The organism is Enterococcus sp. 6D12_DIV0197 (assembly GCF_002174385.1).
Lineage (GTDB): Bacteria > Bacillota > Bacilli > Lactobacillales > Enterococcaceae > Enterococcus_D > Enterococcus_D casseliflavus.
This window is the reverse complement of record NZ_NIBN01000001.1, coordinates 2,409,633-2,435,011: the sequence shown is the minus strand read 5'-3', so window position 1 is coordinate 2,435,011 and position 25,379 is coordinate 2,409,633. Positions and strand designations below refer to the sequence as shown.

Sequence of the window (25,379 nt, the reverse complement as noted above, 5' to 3'; positions counted from 1 at the left end):
ACCAAAAAACCTAACTTTTTGGGGTCACTACAACAGCATATGGGCATCGTGATGCCCTTTTCTTCGCTAGCTTTTAGTTACCTATGTTTGTCATCGCGTAGTCGATTTGTTCTTCTGAAAAGTCTTCAAAAGTCAATAACCGGCGAATGTTGTCAGGAGGAAGACTCATCAAGGAATGGTAACTATTTGCTTTCTTCAACGCCTGCTCGTTCCAATCAATCGTGAGCTGATCAACTGCCCATTGTGCATCATTATGGGTAAACCCTTCAAATTCTAATTGTTGTATCAATCGTGCACGTGAGAAAGCCATGAGGTTCGTATAGGATTCGGCACGAGCGATCGCTCGTCTTTGTTCTGAAGATCCTTCATTCTCGGTCTGAGTTTGTTCGTCCTTGTTTTGCTCTTGCTGCAAAGCCGTAGCTACTTCTTGTTTGGCGTTTGCTTCTTGAAGCTGTTGATACACGGTAGTGACCATGTCTTGATCAATGTCATGATCAAAGCCATAGGTCATCACCGCCAGCTGATGTTCATCAGAAGATTGATCGAATCGATTCATAAACATCATTGATTCACGAGGAATATTTACGGCGAGCGCTCGTAAAATCGTTTCATAGAAAGCAGCTTTTTGCTCGTCGGCAGTTTCCCGATTCAGAACAGTAAACCCAGATGCGTACTCCTCATCGGGTATCGCAAAAACGAAGACGTCAACATTCGTTTCGCTTGTGTGGTAAACAGTGGCAGTGAGTCCATCGTCAAGTTCGATTGTGCGATGAAGAGTAAGCGCATCTTCTGTGAGCTGCTGAAGCTGCTCGATATCGTCTGCCAAAAGCCCCAGCTTTTCCCGCGGATCGGCTTCAGGAATCGTTTCGTTTGCTACCTCTAGTAGACTGTTGAGGTTGTCTTGATTACTGAGAATGATAGGGCTCCGTTCATGAATCGCAGCCAGAGCCTGGCTATAACCAATGCGAGCGGCAAACCAAGCAGGGACATCGATCCGACGCTCCACTAACGCTCGTTCAGCGGTTGCCATCAAATCAATCGTGTGGCTGATCAATTGCTGAAGGTCTTCGTCGGAAGAATCAAGTTCTTCCAAAATAGCCAGTTCGGCTTGGCTGCCTGCAATCAGCAATTCTAAGGTCGCTGGTTGATAATAGGCCCAACCCGTTCCAGACTGGTTTGTATATTCCAGTCGTGCGTCGATGCCAAGCGCAACGGTCTCTGACAGTTCTTCATCTGCCTTCGTGCAGCCGATAAGCAAAATAACGAATGACAATAGGGTGATCAGTATTCTTTTTTTCATTAGACTCCTTCTTTCTATCGAAAGTAACTGAGAAAACGGTCGGCAGAGGTTGGTTCATCTGGGGGAAGGAGGAGGGCAGGTGAATGGAAAAAATGTTGAAAAGATTTCCATCACAAGTTCATTCAAGCAATTGTTTCTGATACGCTAATAAGAAAAGACGGAACATTGAACTAAATTTTATGAATAGTCGTTATATTATTCATTTTATATGAAAAATATCACTAAATGCAACGATAAAAGGATTTTTATTGGATTTTTTATCTTTGGGGAAAGGAAGGTTACTCTCAACTTTTGAGGAGTAGGTACTCAAGATCAAAGCGATCGAGGGAATTCATTGAAGGATCACCAAGGGGGGATCTTTTGTGCAAACAAAAAAAAGCTTCCCACAATGGGGAAGCTGTAAGGATGCGGAAAATGGGATTTGAACCCACACGAGCGATTGCTCACAAGACCCTCAATCTTGCACGTCTGCCATTCCGTCATTTCCGCAAATACTATAGAAGGAAACGCAGGCTGAGGTAGTTCTGTCACGCCGCGTCTAGAAAATATCTTACCTGATTTTCAGCAGGTTTGTCAATAACTTTTCCAAATGCTATTTGAAAGAATTTTCAGACTTTAGATTGCATTTTTTTCTATAAAAGGTATGCTAAAAGAATGAATAATTATTTTTTTGAGAGGAGAGCAAATGAACTATTTTAAAAACCAACTGGCAAAAGCTGTTAAGCAGAAAACATTCATCTTCCTGCTCATTGGGGCCTTTAGTTTAGGCTGCTGTTTTTCCATTTATTTGAAACTAATGGAACCTGTCAACTTGCCCGCTACCATTACCGCAGAAAAAGCGGAGGCTTCACGGCTTGTTGATCGCTACCAAGCCAATCAATCTGGTTCACCGGATGAGCAAGAGGTATATCAGCTATTACTTGATAACAATACTCTGACCTCACGGCAGCTGTCCGACTTGATTATGGAGGAATATGAACGATTTAATCAAACGAGTATTCAAATGGCGGAGCTAAAAAAGCAGGTTTGGGCGTCTGCAGTTGATGACAAAGCCTTTTTACCGCCGATGTGGTCGATCGAACAAGAGCAGACGGTCTATCAAGCCTTAGCCGAGCAAGAAAAAGATCCGGTTCTCACGGCTGCTAATACCCAGACGGCTGTCGCTTTGGCAATAACGTTTTTACTGAATTTTGGGTTCTTCTTCTGGGCTTTTTTTGCTAGTGACAATCTATTAGAAGAAAGAGAACATTTCTCCTTGATCCGCTCATACCCACAGATTTTCCCGATTCGGATGGTCAGTAAGGTTTTTATCAAAACGATTACCAATTTAGGAATCTTGCTCGTGTTTTTCTTAGGAGTCTTTCTGTCCATGAGCCTTCTGGGGGAGTTCGGGGATTGGCAGTATCCAGTAGCCGTCTATCTCAGTGGGGATTGGGCAGCCTTACCTTTTTGGCAGAGCGTTTTATTTAGTATGGTTTCTTTTGCCTTGCTGATTGGTTTGATCGAATGCTTAGGTTTTGTCATGAACATGGTCGCAGCCAATCGATACGTCTCTTTCTTTTTACTGGTGCTTTTTTATGGATTCGGTTTGATTCCGATGCTGCAAAAGATTCCTATATTACCAGTTCATCTAGCTGCTATGGAGAAATTTTATTCGGGTGCCTTTGCTTTGGGCTCTGGCACTTCTTGGGGCGTCTATGCCAGTTGGCTGCTGACGCTAGTGTGGATCTTCCTTTGTTTAAGCATCATGCTTGTTGCGGATAAACAGAATCGCTTGTTGAGAGGAGGTAAAGGATGAAAGACTATTTTTTCTTTGAATTACGCCAGCTGTTAAAAAGCAAGAAAACCATTGGCCTTTTTTGCTTGCTGCTGATCTACAGCGGCGTTTACAGTTTTTGGCAAAGAGACTTTCGCCCGATTGAACGAGTAGATAAAACAGAAATGCAACAACGCTATACCGTGCGACAAGATTTTCTTGATCAACAAGCAGCCAATCCCTCTGACCATTGGTCGGCATTCATGGCAGTCGAAATGTTTACCCCATGGAATGAAGCAGAAAAACAACGGCTCGACGCGCTAGCCGAGAAAGACTGGCAAGCATACGCACAAAGCACAAGTACTTGGTACCATCTCGCTTTGCAATTTACCGATGAACGAAATATTTTTTATACCCCTGATTATTACACGTTTCGAAATTACTATGCTGGGTATGACGGGCGCTTCGGCTATGCATCAACCGCAAAACTGATGGAAGCTTTTAGCCAGCTGCCCAATAGCAAACTCTCTCAAGCAGTCATGGAGCAAAAAACGGGGGTGCAAGCATTACAGCGAAGCTTTACTGAATATTTACCGATTCTATTAATTGCTGTTTCTTTATTTTTGGCGATCGATTGTTTACCAAAAGAACGAAGACATAAATCCCTGTTTCTTTCACTGCCATTATCGGCAGAAGAGATCCTTTGGAGCAAAACGGCAGCGTTGATGGTTGGTTCTGCAATCGCAACGCTAGGAACCATGTTCTTTATCTGGTTTGGCTCTGGTATTCAATTCGGCTTTGGCTCCTTGGAACTGCCAGTCACGATTTTATCATCGTCCTTTGATGCCCGCTACCCGATCACAGATTTCAATGCTTTTGAAACACAAGCCATCGGTCTTTTTTTAAGCCAATGTTTTCTTGCAACGCTTTTCTTGCAGTTTCTTTATTGTCGCGGCATCTTGCTGTTCAGTGCCCTGTTTCGTTCAGAACTGATTAATCTGCTTGTGGCTGGTTTTTGTTTGCTTTCGCCCTTTCTTTTCCAACGACGCTGGTTTAGTGCCTACCTTGATAAAACGCTGTATGTCTATCTGTATCAAAATGTGGGACAAGTCCTTTCAGGCTGGACACGCTTTTACTTTGGTTCTGCAGGATTTACGATTGAGAAAGGATTACTTTTATTAGGCGGCGTTTGGCTTCTGATCGAAATGTGTTTCTTTTTGACGATCCAACGCAAAAAATTTCATTTGGCATAGGAGGAACGATATGTTAGAACTGAAAAATGTGACTGTCACGTATACGAGAAAAGTATTGGATCAACTTTCCGTTGCTTTTTCTCCCGGGGAGATCGTCGGGTTAGTCGCCCCTAACGGCACTGGGAAATCCACACTATTGAATGTGGTGATGAATTTCATCCAGCCGAATGAAGGCGCAGTATTTTTAAACGGCAGTCAAGTATATGTGACCAAAAAATCAGAAGTGGCAGCGCATCAACAAATTTCATTTTTTCCTGACCAAAATGATTTGTACAATGATTTAAGCGGACTCGAGCATTTGAAACTGTATCAGCGAATGTGGCGTTCAGAGGAACGCTTGGTGGAAGAAACGATTGCTCGTTTGCGAATGAGCGATTATATCAAACGCCCAGTGGGAACCTATTCGCTGGGGATGCGGCAACGTCTGTGTTTTGCGATGCAGATCGTGACAGATACGCCATACATGCTGATGGATGAGGTGATGAATGGCTTAGATCCGACAAATGTCGAATTGATCTCCAACGTGTTGAAAGCCTTGCGGGAGCAAAAGAAAGCGATTGTGATCGCTTCGCATATTTTGACGAATTTAGATTCTTACGCGGATCGGGTCTTGTTTTTAAAAGACGGTAAGATCATTCACGAATACCTTGGCCGCAAGTCGTTAGTCAATGAACCGTTGTATGTAAAGACGGACTCGGCGGATTTCTTGGTGGCTTTTCCAGAGTTAACGACAGTGACTATCGATCTGCAAGGGCGAATCTATCTAGTAGAAATCAGCGATCCGCAGTTGCCGCAACGTTTTATCGCAGCAGGAATCACTGATTTTTCGGTGGGGCATTTGGCGTTAAATGAATTGTACTTGAAGTATTTTCCTGAAAATTCCTGAATGAACCAAATTCAGTGGATGAACGCAGGGCAAGCCCTCTCGACCGAGAGGTGAAAAATTTTCGCCACAGTTAAAATTTTTTTGCTATAATAGGTTCAATCTGAAAAGAGATCAACGACGAGAACCAATAACCTGACGTTGACCTATGGTTAAAGGAGAAATGGAATATGAAGAAATTTTCAAAGTCGTCAAAACTTGAAGGGGTCAGTTATGATGTGCGCGGCCCTGTTTTAGAAGAAGCTGATCGGATGCAAGAAGAAGGCATCAGTATCTTAAAATTAAATACTGGGAATCCCGCGCCCTTTGGCTTTGAAGCCCCAAATGAAATCGTTAGAGATTTGATTATGAATGTGCGAGAGTCGGAAGGCTATTCTGATTCAAAAGGGATTTTCTCGGCACGTAAAGCGATCGAGCAATATTATCAATTACAAAAATTTCCTGATGTGACCATCAATGATATTTACACAGGTAATGGTGTTTCCGAGCTGATCACGATGTGTATGCAAGGGTTATGTAACAATGGGGACGAAGTGCTCGTGCCGATGCCAGACTATCCCTTGTGGACTGCTTCGATCTCATTAGCTGGCGGAAAACCCGTCCATTATATTTGTGATGAACAAGCAGATTGGAATCCTGATATCGAGGATATCAAAGCCAAAGTAACCAGCAAGACGAAGGCCATCGTCATTATTAATCCAAATAATCCCACCGGCGCCGTTTATCCGAAAGAAGTTTTGCAACAAATCGTCGAGGTTGCTCGTGAGCATGACTTGATCATTTTCTCCGATGAGATCTATGACCGTTTAGTCATGGATGATTATGTCCATGTACCGATTGCTACACTAGCACCAGATCGCTTCGTTGTGACGCTAGGCGGTTTGTCTAAGTCTCACCGAGTGGCAGGCTTCCGCGTTGGCTGGATGGTTCTCAGCGGGGATAAGTCCAATGTCAAAGACTATATCGAAGGCTTGAATATGTTGTCATCGATGCGGCTGTGTTCCAATGTTTTATCGCAACAAATCGTCCAGACTGCATTAGGCGGCTATCAAAGCTCCGATGAGCTGCTGCTGCCAGGTGGTCGAATCTATGAACAAAGAGAGTTTATCTACAAGGCAATCAATGATATTCCTGGATTGTCAGCAGTGAAACCGAAAGCAGCCTTTTATATTTTTCCTAAAATTGATATTCAGCGCTTTAACATTACCAATGATGAACAATTTGTTCTCGACTTTTTACATGAACACCATATTTTGTTGGTGCACGGCGGTGGGTTCAATTGGCAACAGCCCGATCATTTCCGTATCGTCTACCTTCCTAATATGGAAGATTTAAAAACGACTGCTGAAAAAATGACAGAATTCTTGGCAGCGTATCGCCAGAAGTAAGTACATGAAAAAGCACCGCTCCTTCAGCGATCGTGAGGGAGCGGTGCTTATGTTTTTATTCGGTAACTGGTTGACAAATTTTTTTGCTGACAATCATCCGATTGGTAAACTTATCCAGCATTTCAGCACTAGGATCGGTCACTTGAACGAGGACCGAATTTTCATATTCCCGTTCGATGATCCCTTGGTATTTTTTGCCTTCCCATGTAAAAAAGATCGTACTGTCGATCGTCATCTTAACACCTCATTTGAAATTGTGGAAAAATAACAAGACATTCTTGAAATTGCTTTCCTTTTTGTCATTATGTGCTAAAATAAAGAAAATTAAAAATGCGAATTCGCATTTTTGACAAGAAACGTTCGATTTTTTTAGAATTCCCCCTGGAGGACGATTATGAAAAAAAGAGATGAATCTTTTGGTCAAAATATCCGTTCAATTCGGTTGAAACGAAAGATGACCCAGAAGATGTTAGCGGAAGATATTTGTTCGCAAAGTGTGTTAAGTCGTATCGAAAACAACGAAGAGCTGCCCAATGTCTGGGTGATGTATCAAATTTGCCAACGCTTAGGCGTCACCTTAGATCAAGTAATGATGCTTCATTCGGAAGAAATCAACAAAACCAATCAAATCTTTGCCGAAATCGAATCACATTTTGTCCATAAACAATTTCAAGAAATGCGGGAAAAAATGGAAGACAAGGCGATCAAGGATTATCTGTATCTGGATTCAGATATGCAAATGTATTACTACTATCTAGGCAGCTGTGATTATTTCCTCGATCAAAACTATGATGCCGCCCTTGAGGCGCTGAAAAAAGGACTGGCCTATTCCTATCAACAGGATAAGACCAATGTTTCGGTGATGGAAATTCGTATCCTGAGCTGCATGGGTCGTGTCTATAGTGATTTGCTGCAACTGGGTGAGGCGCGTTTTTACTTAGAAAAAGCCTACGATGCCATGCATGCCTTGCCGCCAGAGCGACTGTCCACAGCGCTGACCAAAATTTATTACAACTATGCGGTCTTTTTAAAAGAGCAACAAGAAGACTGCCGCGCGCTAAAAGTAACCAACGAAGGCATTGCTCTAGCGAGAGAGAAAAATAGCTTATATTTTCTAGAAGAATTGTTTGAACTAAAAGGACAATTGCTTCAAAGACTAAAAGAAGAAAAAGCAGCTGAAAAAAGTTTTCAACTGTATCGTGCCGTCATGGATATTCGCCAATCTGACAAAGTGGTGTAGACCTTTCTTGACTTCTGCTGCAAATAAGAGTACTTTTAAGGAAGAAAAGAAATAGAGGAGCGATCAAGATGAATAAATATATTTACGCAGACAAATTCTTTCTGAAATCAGCGGTTCATGGCCCTGGTTACTTGGAGGTCAAGGAGGGAAAATTCGGCGCGATCGTCGATGAAGTCCCTGCTGGTGCAGACGTAGAAGATTATTCAGGCAAATGGGTAGCACCGGGTCTTGTGGATACTCATATCCACGGGTTTATGAACCATGATGTGATGGATAACGATGCAGAAGGCATTAAAGCCATGTCAGAAGGTCTTTTGTCTTGTGGTGTGACATCTTTCTTACCGACAACTTTAACATCTAGCAAAGAACGGTTGCGGGATGTTGCTGAAACCGTTGGGAAAGTCAAAGACGAAGTTACAGGAGCGAAGATCCAAGGGATCTACTTTGAAGGACCGTTCTTTACTGAAGAACATAAAGGGGCACAAAATCCGATCTATTTTGGTGATCCTGATATTGATACCTTCCATGAATGGCAAGAAGCTTCTGGTGGAATTATCAAGAAAATCGCCTTGGCTCCTGAGCGCGAAGGTGTGAAGGAATTTGTTTCGCAAGTGACGGAAGAAGGCGTAGTGGTTGCACTAGGGCATAGTAACGGAACGTTACAAGAAGCGCAAACAGCAGTAGAAGCTGGTGCCAGTGTCTTTGTTCATGCCTTCAACGGAATGCGCGGATTAAACCATCGTGAACCTGGAATGGTTGGTGCCTTACTTTCATTAAAAGAAGTTTTTTCTGAGTTGATTTGTGATGGCCACCATGTACATCCTCAAGCAGCTGAGATTTTGATGGAAAAAGCTGGTCACGACCATGTGGCCTTGATCACCGACTGTATGATGGCTGGCGGTATGCCAGACGGTGATTACATTTTAGGTGAATTTCCAGTAGTTGTAAAAGATGGCACGGCTCGAATGGAAACAGGCAATCTTGCTGGCAGCATCTTGAAACTAAAAGAAGCCGTGAAAAATGTTGTAGAGTGGGGAATTGCTACTCCTCAAGAAGCGGTCATGATGGCCAGCTTGATCCCAGCGATCAGCTGCAAGATCGACCACGCTTGCGGTATGATCAAGCAAGGTCGTCCAGCTGACTTCATTGTTTTGGATCAAGAAATGAATTTAGCAGCCACTTATTTAGATGGTGTTTGCCGTTACCAAGCATAAAATGAAACAATCTGCTTCAAGAAACAAGAAGAGAGCTTCTCTTGATCTGTTTTTTGAGCAGATTTTTTTGTTTTCAGTTATGATGATAGAAAACGGTATTCTTAGAAGGGGAAGGTGGCAAATTGAAGACGATTTTAGTTACGGGTGCCAACGCTGGCATGGGCTTTGCAACAGCCAAACAATTGGCAGAATTGGGGATGCATGTGATTTTGTATTGCCGTTCTGCCGAACGAGGGCAAGCAGCACAGCAACGTTTGAAGGAAGAGACAGGCAATCCAAGCATCGATCTAGTGATCGGTGATTTGGGGTCGTTGGCTAGCGTATGCAAGTCAGCCGCTGAAATCAACGCCCGCTTTGAGAAATTGGATGTACTGATCAATAATGCGGGCATCGTCAATTTAAAAAAAGAGCGAACAGCGGATGGATTTGAACAAATGCTGGGCGTAAACTACGTGGGGCATTTTGAACTGACCCGTCAGTTATTGCCGTTAATAAAACGTGCGGATGCTGGTAGGATCGTTAATGTTGCTTCTGGTGCTTACAAATTTGTAAAGAAAAAGGATCAGCGCTTTTTCGATGTGCCGAATTTTTTGCCTTGGCGGGAATATGGCCGCTCAAAAAAAGCCCTGATTTTATTTACAGATGCGCTTGCGTTTCAACTGCGCAATACGACCGTTACTGCCAATGCCTTGCATCCAGGAGCTGTGGCGACGAGCTTAGGGGTCAGCCGACAAACAGGATTTGGTCAATTTGTCTACAAAATGCTCACGCCTTTTTTCAAAACACCAGAGGAAGGGTCTGATACAGCGATATATTTGGCACTAAGCCCCGAGGTGGCTGGCATTAGCGGGCGCTACTTTGTCGATCGGCAGGCAGTGCCGACGGAGATCCTTGATGAGCGGCAGCAAGCGCAAAAACTTTGGGAAGAAACCCAGCGAAGAATTGCCGACCAAGCACAATGATTGGTTTTTGTTCTTTGTCAATCAAATTAGATGGAAGTGTAAAATCGATTCTGGGACAGAATGAGCATCATTTTGTCTCAGATTTTTTAATTTGATAAAATAAGCTGCTTTTTTGCTGTTTCTTTCGCAGGAATAAGTATGATACACTATTAAGCGAGAAAGCGCATGCGGTGCTGGAATTCTTGGAGGAACATAATGAGTTATATCGAAGTTGTGAAAGAAGTGAAGAAATACACAATGGGCGACACGGTCATTGCTGCTAATGATGGTGTTTCGTTTTCCATAGAAAAAGGAGAGATCGCACTGATCCTTGGTCCTAGTGGCGCTGGTAAGTCCACCGTTTTGAACATATTAGGTGGAATGGATCAATGTGATAGTGGCAAAGTGATCGTTGATGGAACAGATATTGCTGGCTTTGATGCCAAACAATTGACGACCTATCGCCGCAAAGATGTCGGTTTTGTCTTTCAGTTTTATAATTTGGTCCCTAATTTGACAGCCAGAGAAAACGTTGAACTCTCAGCACAAATCGTGCCAGAGGCACTTGATGCAGCTGAGATCTTGACCCAAGTTGGGCTTGGTGATCGCTTGGATCACTTTCCAGCGCAATTGTCTGGTGGCGAGCAGCAGCGAGTCACGATCGCTCGTGCTATTGCGAAGAAGCCCAAATTGCTGCTTTGTGATGAACCAACAGGGGCACTTGACTATGAAACGGGGAAACAGATTCTAGCAATTCTAGAAAAAACGGCTCGCGAGACTGGGACGACCGTTTTGATCATTACACATAACAGCGCATTGGCTCCCATGGCTGATCGTGTGATCCATATCAATGATGCAAAGGTCCGCAAGATGGAAAAAAATACTCATCCGATTCCAATTGCCTCTATTTCTTGGTAAATGCCTATGAAAAAAACATTATTACGTTCCAGTTTACGTGAAATCAGGCAAGCACCCGGGCGGTTTTTGTCCATATTAGGCATTATCTTTTTAGGGGTCGCTTTTTTTGTGGGGATCAGTGCAACTGGTCCGAATATGGAACAAGCAGCTGAAGATTATTTTGCTCGCCAGAAATTAGCTGACTTTACGATTGCGTCAACTTTAGGGTTGTCGACTGCCGATCGGGAAATCATTGAAGAAATGCCTGGTGTCACGTCTGTTGATGCAGAGCAGATCGCCGATATCAATGCCGAAAATCACCGTGCCGTGATCCGTGTCTTTTCCCTTTCGAAGGAGCGGCAAGTCAATCAATATCAGGTGACTTCTGGTCGATTGCCGCAAAAGTCAGGGGAAATTGCTTTGGATCAAGCGGCACAAAGCAGCGGTGGGTTTGCACTAGATGAAACTTTTGAACTGCCAGAAAGCGGTGAAAACCAGCTAGAAACGCACACTTACACGATCGTTGGCTTTGTCAATAGTCCCGAATTTATTGAGAATTTTCATCGAGGCAATAGTACCGTTGGGAATGGGACGGTCGATTACTTTGCAGTAATTCCAGAAGAAGATTTTAAAGAAACTGCGTATGCTAGATTGTTAGTTCGTTTTGATGAGCTATCGCAAGTGGCTAGCTATTCAGAAGCATATCAGACAAAAAGGGATCAAGTAAGTGATGAAGTAGAAGAACGGTTGGCTCCGCGGGCACAAGGACGGCGGCAAGAGTTGATCGATGAAGCGCAACCAGCCATTGATGAGGCCAAAGAACAGATCCGTGATGGCGAAGAAGCATTGCAGCAAGCGCAAGCGGAACTTGACGACGCAACAGAGAAATTGGCGCAGGCGCATCAGGAGTTGACGGAACAAGAAGCAGCTTTTCAGACAGAGATTCAAACTGCCCAAGAGCAATTGAATGGAGAAGCGCAAAAATTAGCTGAGGGGAAACAGGCATTGATCGAAAATCAACGCCTGCTAGATCAAAATGAACAAGCATTGATTCAGCAAGAAGCCCAAGTACAGTCAGCCCAAGCTCAGTTGGCACCCGTTTTGGCACAAAGACCTGAACTACAAAAGGGCATCCAGCAGGTAGAGGAGCAACTGGCGCTGGCATACCAAGGCATGGATCAAATCAGAAGTGTGGGTCAACTTTCTGCAGAGGAGCAAATGGCCCAGCTGCCTACCGTCTATGCACAAGTAACCGCCGCTCTGGCACAGTTGAACCTGCCGACAGATGTCCTTGGTCCGATTCCTGATCTGGAGGAAATCGATGAAACGATGATTGCTACTATGCTGACGGCAGCTGAAGATACATTGCGTCCACTCATTGCCGAAGGTGAGCAACAACGTGCGCAATTACTTGGGCAAATGGCTGCGATCAATGACCAAGAAGCGCAACTTCAGCAGGCACAACAGCAAGTCAATGCTGGCTGGAGCCAAATCAGAGCTGGGCGCCAAGAATTGGCACAAGCGCAGACCCAGATCACCCAAGGAGAGACGCAGCTGAGCGACGCTCGTGAGACCTTAGCTTCTGAAAAAGCCAAGGGTCAGTCTTTATTAGCTGCTGGTTGGCAAGAATATCGAGAAAACGAAGCAACCCTTCAAGAAATGCTTGACGAATTTAAAGAAAAAGCACCAAAAGAACGCGAAAAACTTGAAGATGCCAAAAAAGAAGTTGCTGAAAAAGAGCAGGAATTATTGGATCTAAAACCGGCAGTTTATCGTGTCGCGAACCGCGATGCGAATCCTGGTTATTCAGAGTACCAAGACAATGCGGAACGGGTTTCTTCGTTAGCGACGATTTTCCCAGTTATCTTCTTTTTGATTGCAGCGTTAGTCAGTCTAACCACCATGACGCGGATGATCGATGAAAAACGTAGTGAGATCGGTACATTGAAAGCATTAGGCTATCGTAACTGGGAGATTGGACAGAAATTTTTGCTTTATTCCTCTGCAGCAGGCATCACAGGTGCTGTATTGGGTCTAGCGGTCGGCTTTTCCTTTTTTCCAGCAATCATCATTCAAGCTTATGGACCGCTTTACAATCTCACGGAGTATGACACCCCATGGTATTTGCGGCTTTCATTGATTGCTGTGGGAGTCAGCTTGCTTTGCACCATCGGTATCGCGCTGCTGGTTTTACGTTTTGATTTAAGACAGTCATCGGCTTCATTGTTACGACCAAAGGCACCCAAAACAGGAAAACGAATTCTCTTAGAAAAAATCACCGTTATATGGCGGCACTTAAGTTTTATTCAAAAAGTTACAATGCGAAACCTGTTTCGCTACAAGTCCAGAATGCTCATGACCATCTTAGGGATCGCGGGATGTACCTCCATGATCTTGACTGGATTTGGTCTAAGAGATTCCATCAGCAATATCATTCCTTTACAGTTTGAGAAAATCTGGCAGTATCAGGCGGTGATCACCTTTGATGATGAGGATTCTGAAGCAATGAGTGAAACAAAAGCCGCCGCAGAAGATATTGAAGGCTTTGAAGCAGGGTTATTCTTGCATACGGAAAGTCTGACGTTGGCTCAATCGGGGGTCACGCAGCAAGAAGTAACCGTCACCGTGCCAGAAGATCCTGCGGCTTTATCGAGATTTGTCCACTTGAATGATCGGGTTTCAGGAGAAGCTTACGAGCTAGAAGGAGAGGGCGCCATCATCAATGAAAAGCTTGCTAAGTTGTTTGGATTATCGGTGGGTGATACGATAACGTTGACGAATGAAAGCGGCGAAGCATTTGAACTGAATGTGGCTGCAATCGCAGAAAACTACACAGGGCATTTTGCTTATTTGACCCCAGATGCGTATCAAAAGATCTTTCAGGCTGCCCCTTCTTACAACAGTGAGTTATTGAAATTCAGTCAGCGTTTGACGAAATCGGAGGAAGAAGCGATCGCGGCTGATTTGATGGCACAAGACAATGTCATCAATGTTTCCTTCCTCTCAGCTTCAGCGGATGCCTTAGATGACACGACAGCAACCTTGAACATCGTCATCTGGATCTTGATCTCGTCTGCGGGGGCATTAGCCTTTATCGTGTTGTACAACTTGAACAACATCAATATAGCGGAACGCATTCGCGAGTTGTCGACCATCAAAGTATTGGGCTTTTATGATCGAGAAGTGACCATGTACGTCTTTCGTGAAAATATCTTTCTGACGATCTTCGGCATTGCATTTGGTTTATTATTAGGGGTGCTTCAGCATCAATTTGTCTTACAGACCATCGAAGTCGATATCGCCATGTTTTCACCGACAGTCGAACCAATGAGCTATGTGTATGCCGCTGGATTGACCTGCTTATTTTCAAGCGTGGTAGGGATCGCAATGTATTTCAAACTGAAACATGTCAATATGATCGATGCACTGAAAGCCAATGAGTAACAAAAACAGCCTTTTCTCAGAATGATTCTGGAAAAAGGCTGTTTTTATTTTTCTTGTTTTTCTTGTTCGGAAATCTCACCTTGGACTTCTTCTAGCATGGCTTTTAGTTCAAGCTCTTTTTGCCTCAGCACCACCAGATCTTCTTGGATCTCATCCTTTTTCTCTTCCTCAGGTGGTCGAATGACGAAATTGATCGATAGGGCAACTAACGTGCCGATAAAGGTGTCCAATACACGGTCTAAGGCGAAGATGATCGATTCCCCTTGAGGGACACTGGAAGTGATCAAAAGCATCGTCGCAATAGCAGAGATAATGCCAGAATTGTTATTGATGCCATCTGAAAAAACGATGACAAAAATGACTAGCGCTGGCAAGACAAACAATTCGATCAGAAAGTCATTTTGAAAATATTGCTTCGTCAAAAAGTAAAAAATGGCTGTACCGCCGCCGATCGTATTTCCTAATACCCGTGACTTACCAAAAGAGATCGTTGTGGTCAGGTCTTGTCGCAAAGAAAACACAGCCGACAAGGCAGCAATCAATGGTTGGCCACGATCAAGAAAATGAAAGAGCAGAATACAAAGCATGACAGCAATGGCTGTTTTTATCGTTCGCATACCCAAGCGAAAACGCCCCAGTTTCATGGTCAAATGCCCCCTTTACTTAATCATACCCAAAGCAGTTGAGAAATTCTAGTCTTATTCCTCACAATTTAGTATACTTTTCACAGGAGGTGACAAAAATGAAAATCGGAATGAGGACCGTGAAAACGGCGATTGCTGCTGGTTTATCAATGTTTCTGGCACAACAGATCGGTCTTTTGTATGCGCCAGCCGCAGGGATCATCGCCATTTTAAGCGTCGGTAATACAAAGAAAACGTCACTTTTTACGGGAATCGGGCGTTTGATCTCTTTGGCGATCGCTACGCTCTTAGCTTTTGTCAGCTTCCATTTATTAGGCTTTGGGCCGATAGGATTTGTTCTTTTTCTCTTTCTCTTTATCCCAACCGCTGTCTATTTCAATTTGACCGATGGGATCGTCGTCAATTCTGTCTTGGTGACCCATTATATGATGGAACGTTCGTTTGATTGGCCACTGATTGGGAATGCTTTTTTATTGATGAGTATTGGCATTGGCTTTGCACTTTTGTTCAATTTATATATGCCAGATGGCGAACGAGCATTGAAAGAAAGACAGCAAGTAGTGGAAGAAACGTTTAAAAATCTTTTAAAAGACATGTCGATTGCCTTAACTGAAAAAGAAAAGGCGACGCTTCCCCAGGTCTGCCAAACGCTTTTGGGGGATATCAAGCAAGGCAAACAACAAGCAATGGTGCATAGTGAAAATCAATGGCGAGGAGAAGCCTCCTATTATGAAGAGTACTTTACCATGCGCCAAAGTCAGGCACGCTTACTCTTAGAAATGGTTGACTTATTGCAGTTGTTTTGGGTAGAAGAAGCCTATACAAATGCGTTTCAAGAGTTGCTATCCTTTACTGCCGAGTCCTTTCACGAAAATAACGATGGGAAAGAGATCTTGGCAAAAATTGCTGCGCTTTATGAAGATTATCGACAAAAGCCATTGCCCCAAACAAGAGCAGAGTTTGAAAATCGCGCTCAGCTGTTTCAGTTTCTGCAAACCTTTAAAAGTTTTATTGAAATCAAAGCCGATTTTTCTGATCAAATGCAAACAATGGCACACTAAAAAAAGACTCCTAAAAAGGAGTCTTTTTCATTTTACTGCTGTTCCCAAAAAGCTTGCATTTGATCAAGAACGTCAATGACATCGGTGGTCAAATGGATCGATCCTGCGATCTCGCCAACGATGGCTTTGATTATATTGGCAATTTCATAATTAAGGGCTTGACTACTTTCGCCAGCTTCAATCACTTCATTTGTTCCATCTCGGAAATGGATCACGGCTTTGTCCGCACGAGGGTATTCATCTACGGTAATGTATCCTTCTTCGAAAGCGACGATACCGGTTTTAGGCATTTTCGCTTGAAAAGTCAGTGTGACACTAGCCATTTCATCGGCTGGATTTTGTAGGATCGTGACTGATTGTTCATCCACACCTGTAGAGAAGGGCTTCATGCTGCTAAACGTCACTTCTGGTGTATCCGTCATGAAAAAGCGGGCAAATGAAACAGCATACGTACCGATATCCAATAAAGCACCGCCACCTAAATCTGGATTGAAGAAACGATTGCTTGGGTCTGGATCTTTGTAGCTGCCAAATGGTGCTTGGATCATTTTTAATTTTCCTAAGCGTCCGGCATCGATCTCTTCTTTCAACCGAGCATAAACCGGCATATTGAAAATCGTCATTGCTTCTTCTAAGATTAGGTTTTTTTCTTTGGCTAAGGCTAGTTCTTCCGCTAGCTCATCGGCACTGGTGGTGATGGCTTTTTCGCAGAGGACATGTTTTCCTGCCATCAGAGCTTTCATAATAAATTCATGATGAAGATCATTAGGTACTGCAATATAAACAATATCGATTTGCGGATCTTCTAACATGGCATCTGTGCTTTCATAGGCATGGGGAATAGAGTGTTTCTCAGCAAATGCTTGGACTTTAGGGAAACTCCGGGCACTGACCCCATATAGTTCACTTGCTTCATTAGAAAAGCCAGCAGCAAATTGCGTTGCGATATCTCCGAGGCCAATCATTCCCCAACGGTATTTTTTCATCATTGATCATCTCCTTCGTATTTAGTATAACAAAAGAAATCAATTCTTTAAAATAATCAAAAACAATCGCAAAAAGTTTCCATTACGGCTGACTTTCAGTAAAATATAGAAGAGGAGGGATAACATATGCATAATGTATCAATTGCAATTATTTTAAATACCATCATCGAGCAATACGCATCAGAAAAACAGTTTTATGAAACACAATTAGGCATCACCGAGGAGCAATGGGAGGCATGGAAAAATGGCACAATGAGTCTGTCACCTGCTGAAAATCAGAAAGTGAAGCTGCTGTTTTCAGATTATGAATGGATGTTGATCCAAAAAATCATTCGGCAAACCGTCATTTATCCAGAAAAACGCAATCAAGCGGTCGTCGAGTTCAAAAAAATGAAGACTCAAATCGCCAGAACGTGGTTAGCAAGCGATTTAGCGAAAGTCGAATTGTTAACAGAATCTGAAGAAACAGCCCAATACCTTGATTTGAGAGTCAGTATTACGTATGATGAGTGGGGTTATGATGATATACTAAACTTCCGATTGCCCGCTTTTGTTCAGCAGCAAATTCGCAATGAAAAAATCGAACTGTTGGAGTGGGTCAAAGAAAATCTGGAAGAAACTTACAACTAAAGGTAGGATATTTTTTGAAAAAGTATTATGGAATGGCTGCGGCGGCGGGCTTCTTGTTTATGGTTCTTTTAACCATTCAAGTGAACCGAGTGACCGCAGTCACCCCAACAAAGAGTGCAAGTATCGCTCGTTCAACAGATCAAGCAACAACGGGTGAAACAACAGAAACAAATGAAAAAGACCCAAATGGGAACACGCAAGAGTCACAAGAACAAGCAAGTGCTAGTGATGAAGTGAACGAAGAGGATTTTCCAACTGTTTCATTGGATGATTGGTCACTGGTTTTGGTAGGCCCAAACAATAAAATCAAAAGCGAAATTGCCCAAAAAGATTTAGGGAAATTGTCGAATGGCTATCTCGTCGATCAACGCATCGTTTCAGCTTATGAAAAGCTGGCAGATGCCGCAAAAGCTGCAGGATATCCTTTGGTGATGGTCTCTGCCTACCGTTCAGTCGCGTATCAAGAGGAGATATTCAATGCCAATGTCAACACCCTAATGAGTCAAGGTCATACAAAAGAAGAAGCAATTCGGATCACGAAACTGACCTTTACTGAGCCTGGCTATAGCGAACACCATACTGGGCTTGCTGTTGATGTTGTGGATCAGGATTGGTATCAAAATCATACAGGAGAACTGCTCAATGAGGGGTTCGGTGATACTGAGGGTGGAAAATGGCTACAAGCTCATGCAAGGGAGTATGGGTTTATCATCCGTTACCCGAAAGGAAAACATGCTATTACGCAAATCGATTATGAGCCTTGGCATCTACGATATGTAGGGGTTGAAGTGGCAACCTACATTGAGGAGCAGGAGTTGACCTTTGAAGAGTTTCTGGAAGAAGCAAAAGAACACATCGCTCGAAAAGAAGCAGAACTGTCCTCTCACGAATGGGAAGATCCTTTGGCAGAGGACTGGATCTATGAGGGGTCTCTTGCTAAAAGTCAGGAAAGCAGTGAGCTTCCACAAGATGAGTTGTTGCTGAATGGAGGCAATTTGTTTTCTGAAAATGTGTTTAGTCAGACAAAGGAAGTGAAAAAATGAGCGCAAGACGAAAAAAACAGAAGACTCGTTTCCCATTAGTCTTTCTAGGGTTATTCTTGATTGGGATTGCTTTTATTTTTTCCTTGAATAGTTTGGCAGACCCCCTTCCAAAAGAGGAAGAAACAAACACGGAAGCCATCTCCCATGAAGAATTTATTGATCGCATCGCTCCTTACGCACAAGAACTGCAAAAGGGCTACGGGATTTTACCAAGTATCATTATTGGACAGGCAATCCTTGAATCAGATTGGGGTCAAAGTTCTCTAGCCAGTGAATACAATAATTTATTTGGAATTAAGTCGTTTGGCCATTCAAAAAAGGTGACATTAGATACCCAAGAGTTTTATAATGGAGAATGGGTCACGATTCAAGGAGATTTTCGTGTCTATGATACTTGGGAAGAATCAATGGATGATCATACGATGTTGTTTGTAAATGGTGTGGATTGGAATCCTGCACTTTATGTAAATGTCTTGACAGCAAACGACTACCGCAGTGCCGCACAAGCATTACAAGATGCAGGGTATGCAACAGATCCGGATTATGCCAGCAAAATCATTCAAGTAATTGAAACCTACCAATTGAATCGATTTGATCAATAAGAAAAGAGAGTTGGCTGCTTATGGAAGAAAAATATATGCCAAAAATCACCACTGATTTGCGTAAAGATATCGTGAAAGTGCCTAAAGTTATTCGAGAGGCTAGCGGTATTCAAATATTTGGAAAACAAATCCGCTCCATTATTTTCACAACGGATATTGCGATCATCCGTAATACAAATGCGGATGCTGTGATTGCGGTCTATCCCTTTACACCACACCCAGCAATTACGAAAGCAATCATCGAAGCAGCGGACATTCCAGTGTTTTCTGGTGTCGGCGGGGGCTTGACCCAAGGATTTCGCTCGTCTTATATGAGCATGTTTGCTGAAGCCCAAGGGTCGATCGGGGTCGTCTTAAACGGACCAACGCCACTGAAAACTGTGGAGCAAGTCTGTAAAGTTGTAGATATTCCCGTTATCAGTACCGTAACGAGTAAGTATACCGAAATTGATGCCAAGCTTGAAGCTGGTGTGAAAGTCATCAATATCAGTGCTGGCAAGGACACAGCAGATACCGTGGCTTTCTTCCGTAAAAAATATCCGAAGCTGCCGATCATCGCAACCGGTGGACCAACCGATGAAAGCATCTTAGAAACGATTGAAGCAGGCGCTAATGCCATCACCTACACGCCGCCGTCCAATGGGGAGCTTTTCAGTAAAAAGATGGAACACTATCGCGATATGGAGAAGCCAGAGTAGGAAATGATCCACAAATGAGAATATTTTTATTTATAAAGGGCATTCCATGCTTGTGTTTTTAATCAAAGACAGGCATAATCGAATCTATCATTTAAAAATTACTTGTATATCGTCGAAATATGGTCGACAGTCTCTACCCGATACCGTAAATATCGGACTATAAGTAAAAATCGTGCCTGTTAGACACTTTTTTTGCTTTGGCAAAAAGAGTGTCTTTTTTTTCAGGATGGAATAGAAAGGAACGAGGAGAGCTAGGATGGAAAAATTAGTTGAGCGTATCAAAACACACGGAAATGTGCTGGGCGAAGGGGTTCTTAAAGTGGACCAATTTTTGACCCACCAAGTGGATTATGAGTTGATGAAAGAAATCGGTGCAGTCTTCGCGGAACGGTTTCAAGGAAGCGGCATCACAAAAGTAGTGACCATCGAAGCTTCAGGGATCGCACCAGCCCTTTATACTGCAGAACAGTTACAAGTACCAATGATCTTTGCCCGTAAAGCAAAGAGTTTGACAATGGATGAAGAGCTGCTGACTGCATCTGTCTATTCCTTTACCAAGCAAGTGACCAGCCAAGTATCGATTTCCAAGAAATTTTTGTCTTCAGAGGATACGGTCTTGATTATTGATGATTTTTTAGCAAACGGACAAGCAGCAAAAGGCTTGATCGAACTGTGCCAACAAGCAGGAGCCAACGTTGTCGGTATCGGTATCGTGATTGAAAAATCATTCCAAAGTGGTCGACAATTACTTGAAGAAATGGGGATTCCTGTTGTTTCACTAGCACGGATCGCCTCATTGTCTGAGGGACAAGTCAGCTTTTTAGAAGGAGATGCCTAATGAAAGAAACGAATAGCCGTTCAGCAGTTTTAGGCTTGCAACATTTACTAGCGATGTATGCAGGAGCTGTTGCCGTTCCTTTGTTGATTGGAACAGGTCTGGGCTTCAATGAAGCTCAGATGACGTATTTGATCTCGATCGATATTTTCATGTGCGGAATCGCTACGCTTTTGCAATTAGTTGTTACCCGCTTTTTCGGGATCGGCCTACCAGTCGTTTTAGGCTGTGCCATTCAAGCTGTCTCCCCATTGATTTTGATTGGCACCAAATCAGGGATCAGTGCGATTTACGGAGCGATCATTGCCGCTGGGATTTTCATTGTTCTGATCGCTGGCATTTTTTCGAAAATCAAAGTCTTGTTTCCCCCATTGGTGACGGGAACCGTGATTACCGTCATCGGCTTGACCTTGATTCCAGTCGCCATCACTAAAATCGGTGGCGGCGATGCTGCAGCTGCTAACTTTGGTGATCCAACGAATTTATTGTTAGGCTTTGTGACGATTGCCTTGATCATTGGGGTGCAGGTCTTTGGGAAAGGCTTTATTCGCTCGATTGCCGTTTTGATCGGTTTGATCGGTGGGACCATTTTAGCAGCGCTCTTAGGATTGGTGGATCTTTCTGCCATCGCCCATGCGCCTGTGTTTCATTTGCCTCAGCCTTTTTATTTCGGCTTACCAACCTTTGATCTGTGGTCGATCGTTTTGATGATCATTATTTCCATCGTGAGTCTGGTAGAGTCCACTGGTGTTTATTTTGCGCTGGGAGATATTACTGAAAAACCGATTACAGGCAATGACTTAAAGCGCGGCTATCGTGCGGAAGGCTTGGCGGTGATCCTTGGGGGGATCTTCAATACATTTCCTTATACTGGATTTTCACAAAATGTAGGTTTAGTTCAACTTTCAGGTATTAAGACGCGACGCCCGATTTTCTTTTCAGCTATCTTTTTGATCGTATTAGGGCTGTTTCCAAAAGTCGGTGCCATTGCGCAAATCATTCCAGAAGCAGTACTGGGAGGCGGCATGTTAGTGATGTTTGGCATGGTCGCTGTTCAAGGGATGCGAATGCTAAGCAAAGTTGATTTTATGAATGACAAGAACTTGTTAGTGATTGCGGTATCGATCGGTTTTGGTTTAGGGTTCAATATGATGCCAACCTTATTCAGTCAGATGCCTGAAACCGTCCAAATGTTTACAGGCAATGGGATCGTCATGAGTAGTTTGACAGCCATTGTTTTGAATCTGTTCTTCAACGGATTGCCGAAAGAAACAGACGAAGTGACGGAATTGAGCTTGCAACAGTAAGTTGATTTGATCCAGACGAGGATTCGTCTGGATTTTTTGTATTGTTCCTTTATTTGTCTTTTTCCTACCAAACAGAAAGACTGAATAGTTTTCTTAGCCATAAAAACGAACGATACAAAGTTAAACTAGCAAATAGTTCGAAAATATTTTGACATTGCTCCGGCAACTCGTTACTATTTAAAGGGGAAAGTGATTGTTAGTCATAACGTGTTATGCAAGGGGCGTTGGGTTGCAGTGACAAACTGCTGCTAACAAACTAATTTCGTGAGAAAATACTTCTGAGCTTGTTTCAGAAGAAACTAGTAAAAAATCGTTGGAGGGAAAATCAAATGAAACCAGCAGTTGCAGTGATTATGGGGAGCAAGTCAGATTGGGAAACAATGAAGGAGTGCTGCTTGATTTTAGATGAGTTAGCGATACCTTATCAGAAAAAAGTCGTTTCGGCACATCGTACACCAGATTTGATGTTCGAATTTGCCGAAACTGCTCGTGCAGAAGGAATCAAAGTCATTGTCGCAGGAGCAGGAGGAGCAGCTCATTTGCCAGGAATGGTCGCAGCGAAAACAACGTTGCCCGTCATTGGTGTGCCTGTACAATCTCGCGCATTAAACGGGTTGGATTCCCTACTATCGATCGTGCAGATGCCAGCTGGGGTACCAGTGGCAACAACAGCGATCGGAAAAGCTGGCGCAACTAACGCAGGACTACTTGCAGCGCAGATGCTTTCCATGTATGATTTAGAGATAGCGGAGAAATTAAACGCGCGAAGAAATACATTAAAAGAAATTGTATTGGAAAGTAGTGATCAACTTGATTAAACCTTTAATGCCCAACGCAACGATCGGAATCGTTGGCGGAGGACAGCTAGGTCGTATGATGGCAATGAGTGCCAAAGAAATGGGCTTTCGGGTTGGCGTCTTAGACCCTACTGCCAATTGTCCAACAGCCCAAGTCGCTGATTGGCATATTGTTGCTGCCTACGATGATGTGTTTGCTTTAGAAGAAATGGCTCGACGTGCCGACGTGATTACCTATGAATTCGAAAATGTCAGTGTCGAGGCATTGAATTCCATTTTGCCTTATTCCCATATCCCTCAAGGGACTGACCTGTTAGCAATCACTCAAGACCGTTTATTAGAAAAGTCATTTCTAGAGGCTAACAATATCGTGATTGCACCTTATGCCACGATCATCAGTCCAACGGATATCCAAGATGCCATCGACAGTATCGGTTATCCCTGTGTGTTAAAAACGACTAGAGGCGGTTATGACGGAAAAGGGCAGCACGTGTTATACAGTACCGCGGACTTAGCGCCTTCGATGAACTTACTGCGTGAAGGGACGTGCGAATTAGAAGCGTGGATTCCTTTTGAAAAAGAATTGTCGATTTTAGTTGCTGGTAATGGAGAAACCTTTACCACTTTCCCAGTGGTAGAAAACATCCACCGCAACAATATTTTGCATCAAACGATCGCTCCTGCGCGCATTGATCCAGAAGTTGCCGAAGAAGCCAAACGGATCGCTCATATTATTGCGAAGGCCTTGGATCTGCAAGGCGTTTTAGCCATCGAAATGTTCTTGACTAAAAGTGGCGGCTTGTATGTCAATGAGTTGGCACCGCGACCACATAATTCTGGTCACTATTCGATCGAAGCTTGTTCCATGAGTCAGTTTGATGCCCATATCCGGGGGATCTGTGGCTGGCCATTACCAGAAGTGTCATTGCTTTCACCAGCAGTCATGGTCAATGTCTTAGGCGATGAATTGACAGAAACGTATGAGTTGATTGCCACAAAACCTGCTTGGCAATTCCATTACTATGGCAAAGAAGAAGCGAAAACCGGGCGTAAAATGGGTCATATCACTGTTTTGACAGAAGATATCGCAGAGACCACTGAAGAAATCTATCAAACCAATATTTGGGATTAAAGGAGATAATAACATGTTAGAGCGTTACACAAGACCAGAAATGGGTGCTATTTGGACCGATCAAAACCGTTACCAAGCGTGGTTAGAAGTAGAAATATTGGCGGATGAAGCTTGGGCGGAACTAGGGGAGATACCGAAAGAGGATGTTGCTTTGATTCGTGAAAAAGCAACCTTCGATATCGACCGTATCTTAGAGATCGAAGCGCAAACGCGACATGATGTGGTTGCTTTTACCCGAGCAGTCTCTGAATCTTTAGGTGATGAAAGTAAATGGGTCCACTACGGCTTGACGTCGACGGATGTTGTTGATACTGCGTATGGCTACTTGATGAAACAAGCCAACGACTTGATTCGGGAAGATTTAAATCGTTTTGTGACGATCATTGGTGAAAAAGCCAAAGAATACAAACATACCGTAATGATGGGACGTACCCATGGTGTACATGCGGAACCAACGACCTTTGGCTTGAAATTAGCCTTATGGTATGCGGAAATGAAACGCAATGTCGAGCGTTTTGAGCGAGCAGCAAAAGGGGTCGAAGCAGGAAAGATCAGCGGAGCAGTTGGAACCTTTGCAAATATTCCACCGTTTGTCGAAGAGTATGTCTGTGAAAAATTAGGGATTCGTGCGCAAGATATTTCCACACAAGTACTACCTCGTGACTTGCATGCAGAGTATTTCTCTGCAATGGCGTTGATCGCAACTAGCATTGAGAAATTTGCAACCGAAATCCGGGGCTTACAAAAATCAGAAACCCGAGAAGTTGAAGAATTCTTCGCAAAAGGTCAAAAAGGTTCTTCTGCCATGCCCCATAAGCGTAACCCAATCGGTTCTGAAAATATGGCGGGACTTGCACGAGTCGTTCGCGGCCATATGGTGACAGCTTATGAAAATGTCTCACTGTGGCATGAAAGGGATATCTCACATTCATCGGCAGAACGGATCATTATTCCGGATACGACGATTTTGATCGATTATATGCTGAATCGCTTTGGCAATATCGTCAAAAATCTGACTGTTTTCCCAGAGAATATGAAGCGCAATATGAATGCGACCTTTGGATTGATCTACAGCCAACGAGTGATGTTGAAATTGATCGATCACGGTATGACAAGAGAGCAAGCCTATGACTTGGTTCAGCCAAAAACAGCGCAAGCTTGGGATGAGCAAACGGATTTCCGTCCACTATTAGAAGCTGATCCAGCCATTACGGATGTGTTGTCCAAAGCAGACTTAGACGATGCGTTTGATTACAACCATCACTTAAAACAAGTCGACACGATCTTTGAACGTGTCGGTTTAGCCGAATAAGAAAAAAGCCGCAACC

At 43.5% G+C, this 25,379-nt stretch carries 23 protein-coding genes, 1 tRNA gene and 1 riboswitch; of the genes, 19 read left to right on the top strand and 5 right to left on the bottom strand.

What is annotated here, in order from left to right; translation table 11 throughout:
• Window positions 1–73: 73 nt before the first annotated feature.
• A complete protein-coding gene (locus A5867_RS11290; RefSeq protein ID WP_087627629.1) occupies window positions 74–1,300 on the bottom strand; it encodes an Ltp family lipoprotein in 1,227 nt (408 codons plus the stop codon).
• A gap of 406 nt (window positions 1,301–1,706) precedes the next feature.
• Window positions 1,707–1,789 (bottom strand) — tRNA-Leu (locus A5867_RS11280).
• 196 nt (window positions 1,790–1,985) lie between these two features.
• Between A5867_RS11280 and A5867_RS11275 the strand changes: the two genes are divergently transcribed.
• From A5867_RS11275 to A5867_RS11260, 4 genes are all read left to right on the top strand, one after another.
• Window positions 1,986–3,098, top strand: coding sequence for a hypothetical protein (locus A5867_RS11275; RefSeq protein WP_087627628.1), 1,113 nt, complete (start codon window positions 1,986–1,988; stop codon window positions 3,096–3,098).
• A complete protein-coding gene (locus A5867_RS11270) occupies window positions 3,095–4,309 on the top strand; it encodes an ABC transporter permease subunit (RefSeq protein WP_087627627.1) in 1,215 nt (404 codons plus the stop codon). Before A5867_RS11275 ends, A5867_RS11270 begins: the two co-directional genes overlap by 4 nt.
• 10 nt (window positions 4,310–4,319) lie before the next feature.
• Window positions 4,320–5,195: an ABC transporter ATP-binding protein gene (locus A5867_RS11265; protein ID WP_074535217.1), complete on the top strand. Its 876-nt coding sequence runs from the start codon at window positions 4,320–4,322 to the stop codon at window positions 5,193–5,195.
• A 167-nt stretch (window positions 5,196–5,362) separates the two neighbouring features.
• The gene (locus A5867_RS11260) at window positions 5,363–6,580 is read left to right on the top strand and encodes a pyridoxal phosphate-dependent aminotransferase (RefSeq protein ID WP_005229975.1); all 1,218 of its coding nucleotides are present in this window, start codon (window positions 5,363–5,365) and stop codon (window positions 6,578–6,580) included.
• Window positions 6,581–6,635: 55 nt separating this feature from the next.
• On the opposite strand, the gene A5867_RS11255 is transcribed toward A5867_RS11260, so the two are convergent.
• Window positions 6,636–6,815 carry a hypothetical protein gene (locus A5867_RS11255; protein ID WP_005229977.1) on the bottom strand — a complete coding sequence of 60 codons (180 nt, stop codon included), beginning with the start codon at window positions 6,813–6,815 and terminating at the stop codon, window positions 6,636–6,638.
• Window positions 6,816–6,974: 159 nt separating this feature from the next.
• Between A5867_RS11255 and A5867_RS11250 the strand changes: the two genes are divergently transcribed.
• The 5 genes from A5867_RS11250 (at window position 6,975) to A5867_RS11230 (ending at window position 14,316) form a co-directional block, all read left to right on the top strand.
• Window positions 6,975–7,820 (top strand): helix-turn-helix domain-containing protein, encoded by an 846-nt coding sequence (locus A5867_RS11250; RefSeq protein WP_015509901.1) that lies wholly within the window; start codon window positions 6,975–6,977, stop codon window positions 7,818–7,820.
• 68 nt (window positions 7,821–7,888) lie between these two features.
• Complete coding sequence (gene nagA, locus A5867_RS11245) at window positions 7,889–9,034, top strand: N-acetylglucosamine-6-phosphate deacetylase (protein WP_087627626.1); 1,146 nt, start codon at window positions 7,889–7,891, stop codon at window positions 9,032–9,034.
• Window positions 9,035–9,156: 122 nt separating this feature from the next.
• The gene (locus tag A5867_RS11240) at window positions 9,157–9,996 is read left to right on the top strand and encodes an SDR family oxidoreductase (RefSeq protein WP_087627625.1); all 840 of its coding nucleotides are present in this window, start codon (window positions 9,157–9,159) and stop codon (window positions 9,994–9,996) included.
• 195 nt (window positions 9,997–10,191) lie between these two features.
• Entirely contained in the window at window positions 10,192–10,893 is a 702-nt protein-coding gene (locus A5867_RS11235; RefSeq protein WP_087627624.1) for an ABC transporter ATP-binding protein, read from the top strand.
• Window positions 10,894–14,316, top strand: a complete 3,423-nt coding sequence (locus tag A5867_RS11230; protein ID WP_087627623.1) for an FtsX-like permease family protein — start codon at window positions 10,894–10,896, stop codon at window positions 14,314–14,316.
• Window positions 14,317–14,360: 44 nt separating this feature from the next.
• Here the strand turns inward: A5867_RS11230 and A5867_RS11225 are convergent, their stop codons facing one another.
• Window positions 14,361–14,960, bottom strand: coding sequence for an aromatic acid exporter family protein (locus A5867_RS11225; RefSeq protein WP_005231932.1), 600 nt, complete (start codon window positions 14,958–14,960; stop codon window positions 14,361–14,363).
• Between the two features lie 98 nt (window positions 14,961–15,058).
• Between A5867_RS11225 and A5867_RS11220 the strand changes: the two genes are divergently transcribed.
• Window positions 15,059–16,021 (top strand): aromatic acid exporter family protein, encoded by a 963-nt coding sequence (locus tag A5867_RS11220; protein WP_087627622.1) that lies wholly within the window; start codon window positions 15,059–15,061, stop codon window positions 16,019–16,021.
• 32 nt (window positions 16,022–16,053) lie between these two features.
• On the opposite strand, the gene A5867_RS11215 is transcribed toward A5867_RS11220, so the two are convergent.
• Window positions 16,054–17,010, bottom strand: a complete 957-nt coding sequence (locus tag A5867_RS11215; protein ID WP_087627621.1) for a Gfo/Idh/MocA family oxidoreductase — start codon at window positions 17,008–17,010, stop codon at window positions 16,054–16,056.
• 123 nt (window positions 17,011–17,133) lie between these two features.
• On the opposite strand from A5867_RS11215, the gene A5867_RS11210 reads away from it, so the two are divergent.
• The 9 genes from A5867_RS11210 to purB all read left to right on the top strand — a co-directional run bounded on the left by A5867_RS11210 (window position 17,134) and on the right by purB (window position 25,363).
• Entirely contained in the window at window positions 17,134–17,637 is a 504-nt protein-coding gene (locus A5867_RS11210) for a hypothetical protein (RefSeq protein ID WP_005229993.1), read from the top strand.
• 32 nt (window positions 17,638–17,669) lie between these two features.
• Window positions 17,670–18,680 carry a M15 family metallopeptidase gene (locus A5867_RS11205; RefSeq protein WP_087628176.1) on the top strand — a complete coding sequence of 337 codons (1,011 nt, stop codon included), beginning with the start codon at window positions 17,670–17,672 and terminating at the stop codon, window positions 18,678–18,680.
• Window positions 18,677–19,282 carry a glycoside hydrolase family 73 protein gene (locus A5867_RS11200; protein WP_005229997.1) on the top strand — a complete coding sequence of 202 codons (606 nt, stop codon included), beginning with the start codon at window positions 18,677–18,679 and terminating at the stop codon, window positions 19,280–19,282. Before A5867_RS11205 ends, A5867_RS11200 begins: the two co-directional genes overlap by 4 nt.
• 20 nt (window positions 19,283–19,302) lie before the next feature.
• On the top strand, window positions 19,303–19,980 hold the full coding sequence (locus A5867_RS11195) for a hypothetical protein (protein WP_010749577.1): 678 nt from the start codon (window positions 19,303–19,305) through the stop codon (window positions 19,978–19,980).
• 82 nt (window positions 19,981–20,062) lie between these two features.
• Window positions 20,063–20,160: riboswitch (purine riboswitch) on the top strand.
• A 76-nt stretch (window positions 20,161–20,236) separates the two neighbouring features.
• The gene (locus tag A5867_RS11190) at window positions 20,237–20,818 is read left to right on the top strand and encodes a xanthine phosphoribosyltransferase (protein ID WP_010749578.1); all 582 of its coding nucleotides are present in this window, start codon (window positions 20,237–20,239) and stop codon (window positions 20,816–20,818) included.
• The gene (locus A5867_RS11185) at window positions 20,818–22,122 is read left to right on the top strand and encodes a nucleobase:cation symporter-2 family protein (protein ID WP_010749579.1); all 1,305 of its coding nucleotides are present in this window, start codon (window positions 20,818–20,820) and stop codon (window positions 22,120–22,122) included. Before A5867_RS11190 ends, A5867_RS11185 begins: the two co-directional genes overlap by 1 nt.
• Window positions 22,123–22,451: 329 nt before the next feature.
• Entirely contained in the window at window positions 22,452–22,940 is a 489-nt protein-coding gene (gene purE, locus A5867_RS11180) for a 5-(carboxyamino)imidazole ribonucleotide mutase (RefSeq protein ID WP_010749580.1), read from the top strand.
• Window positions 22,924–24,051 carry a 5-(carboxyamino)imidazole ribonucleotide synthase gene (gene purK, locus A5867_RS11175; protein WP_015509893.1) on the top strand — a complete coding sequence of 376 codons (1,128 nt, stop codon included), beginning with the start codon at window positions 22,924–22,926 and terminating at the stop codon, window positions 24,049–24,051. The genes purE and purK overlap by 17 nt, the downstream gene beginning before the upstream one ends.
• A gap of 13 nt (window positions 24,052–24,064) precedes the next feature.
• Window positions 24,065–25,363, top strand: coding sequence for an adenylosuccinate lyase (gene purB / locus A5867_RS11170; protein ID WP_005231933.1), 1,299 nt, complete (start codon window positions 24,065–24,067; stop codon window positions 25,361–25,363).
• Window positions 25,364–25,379: the final 16 nt, after the last annotated feature.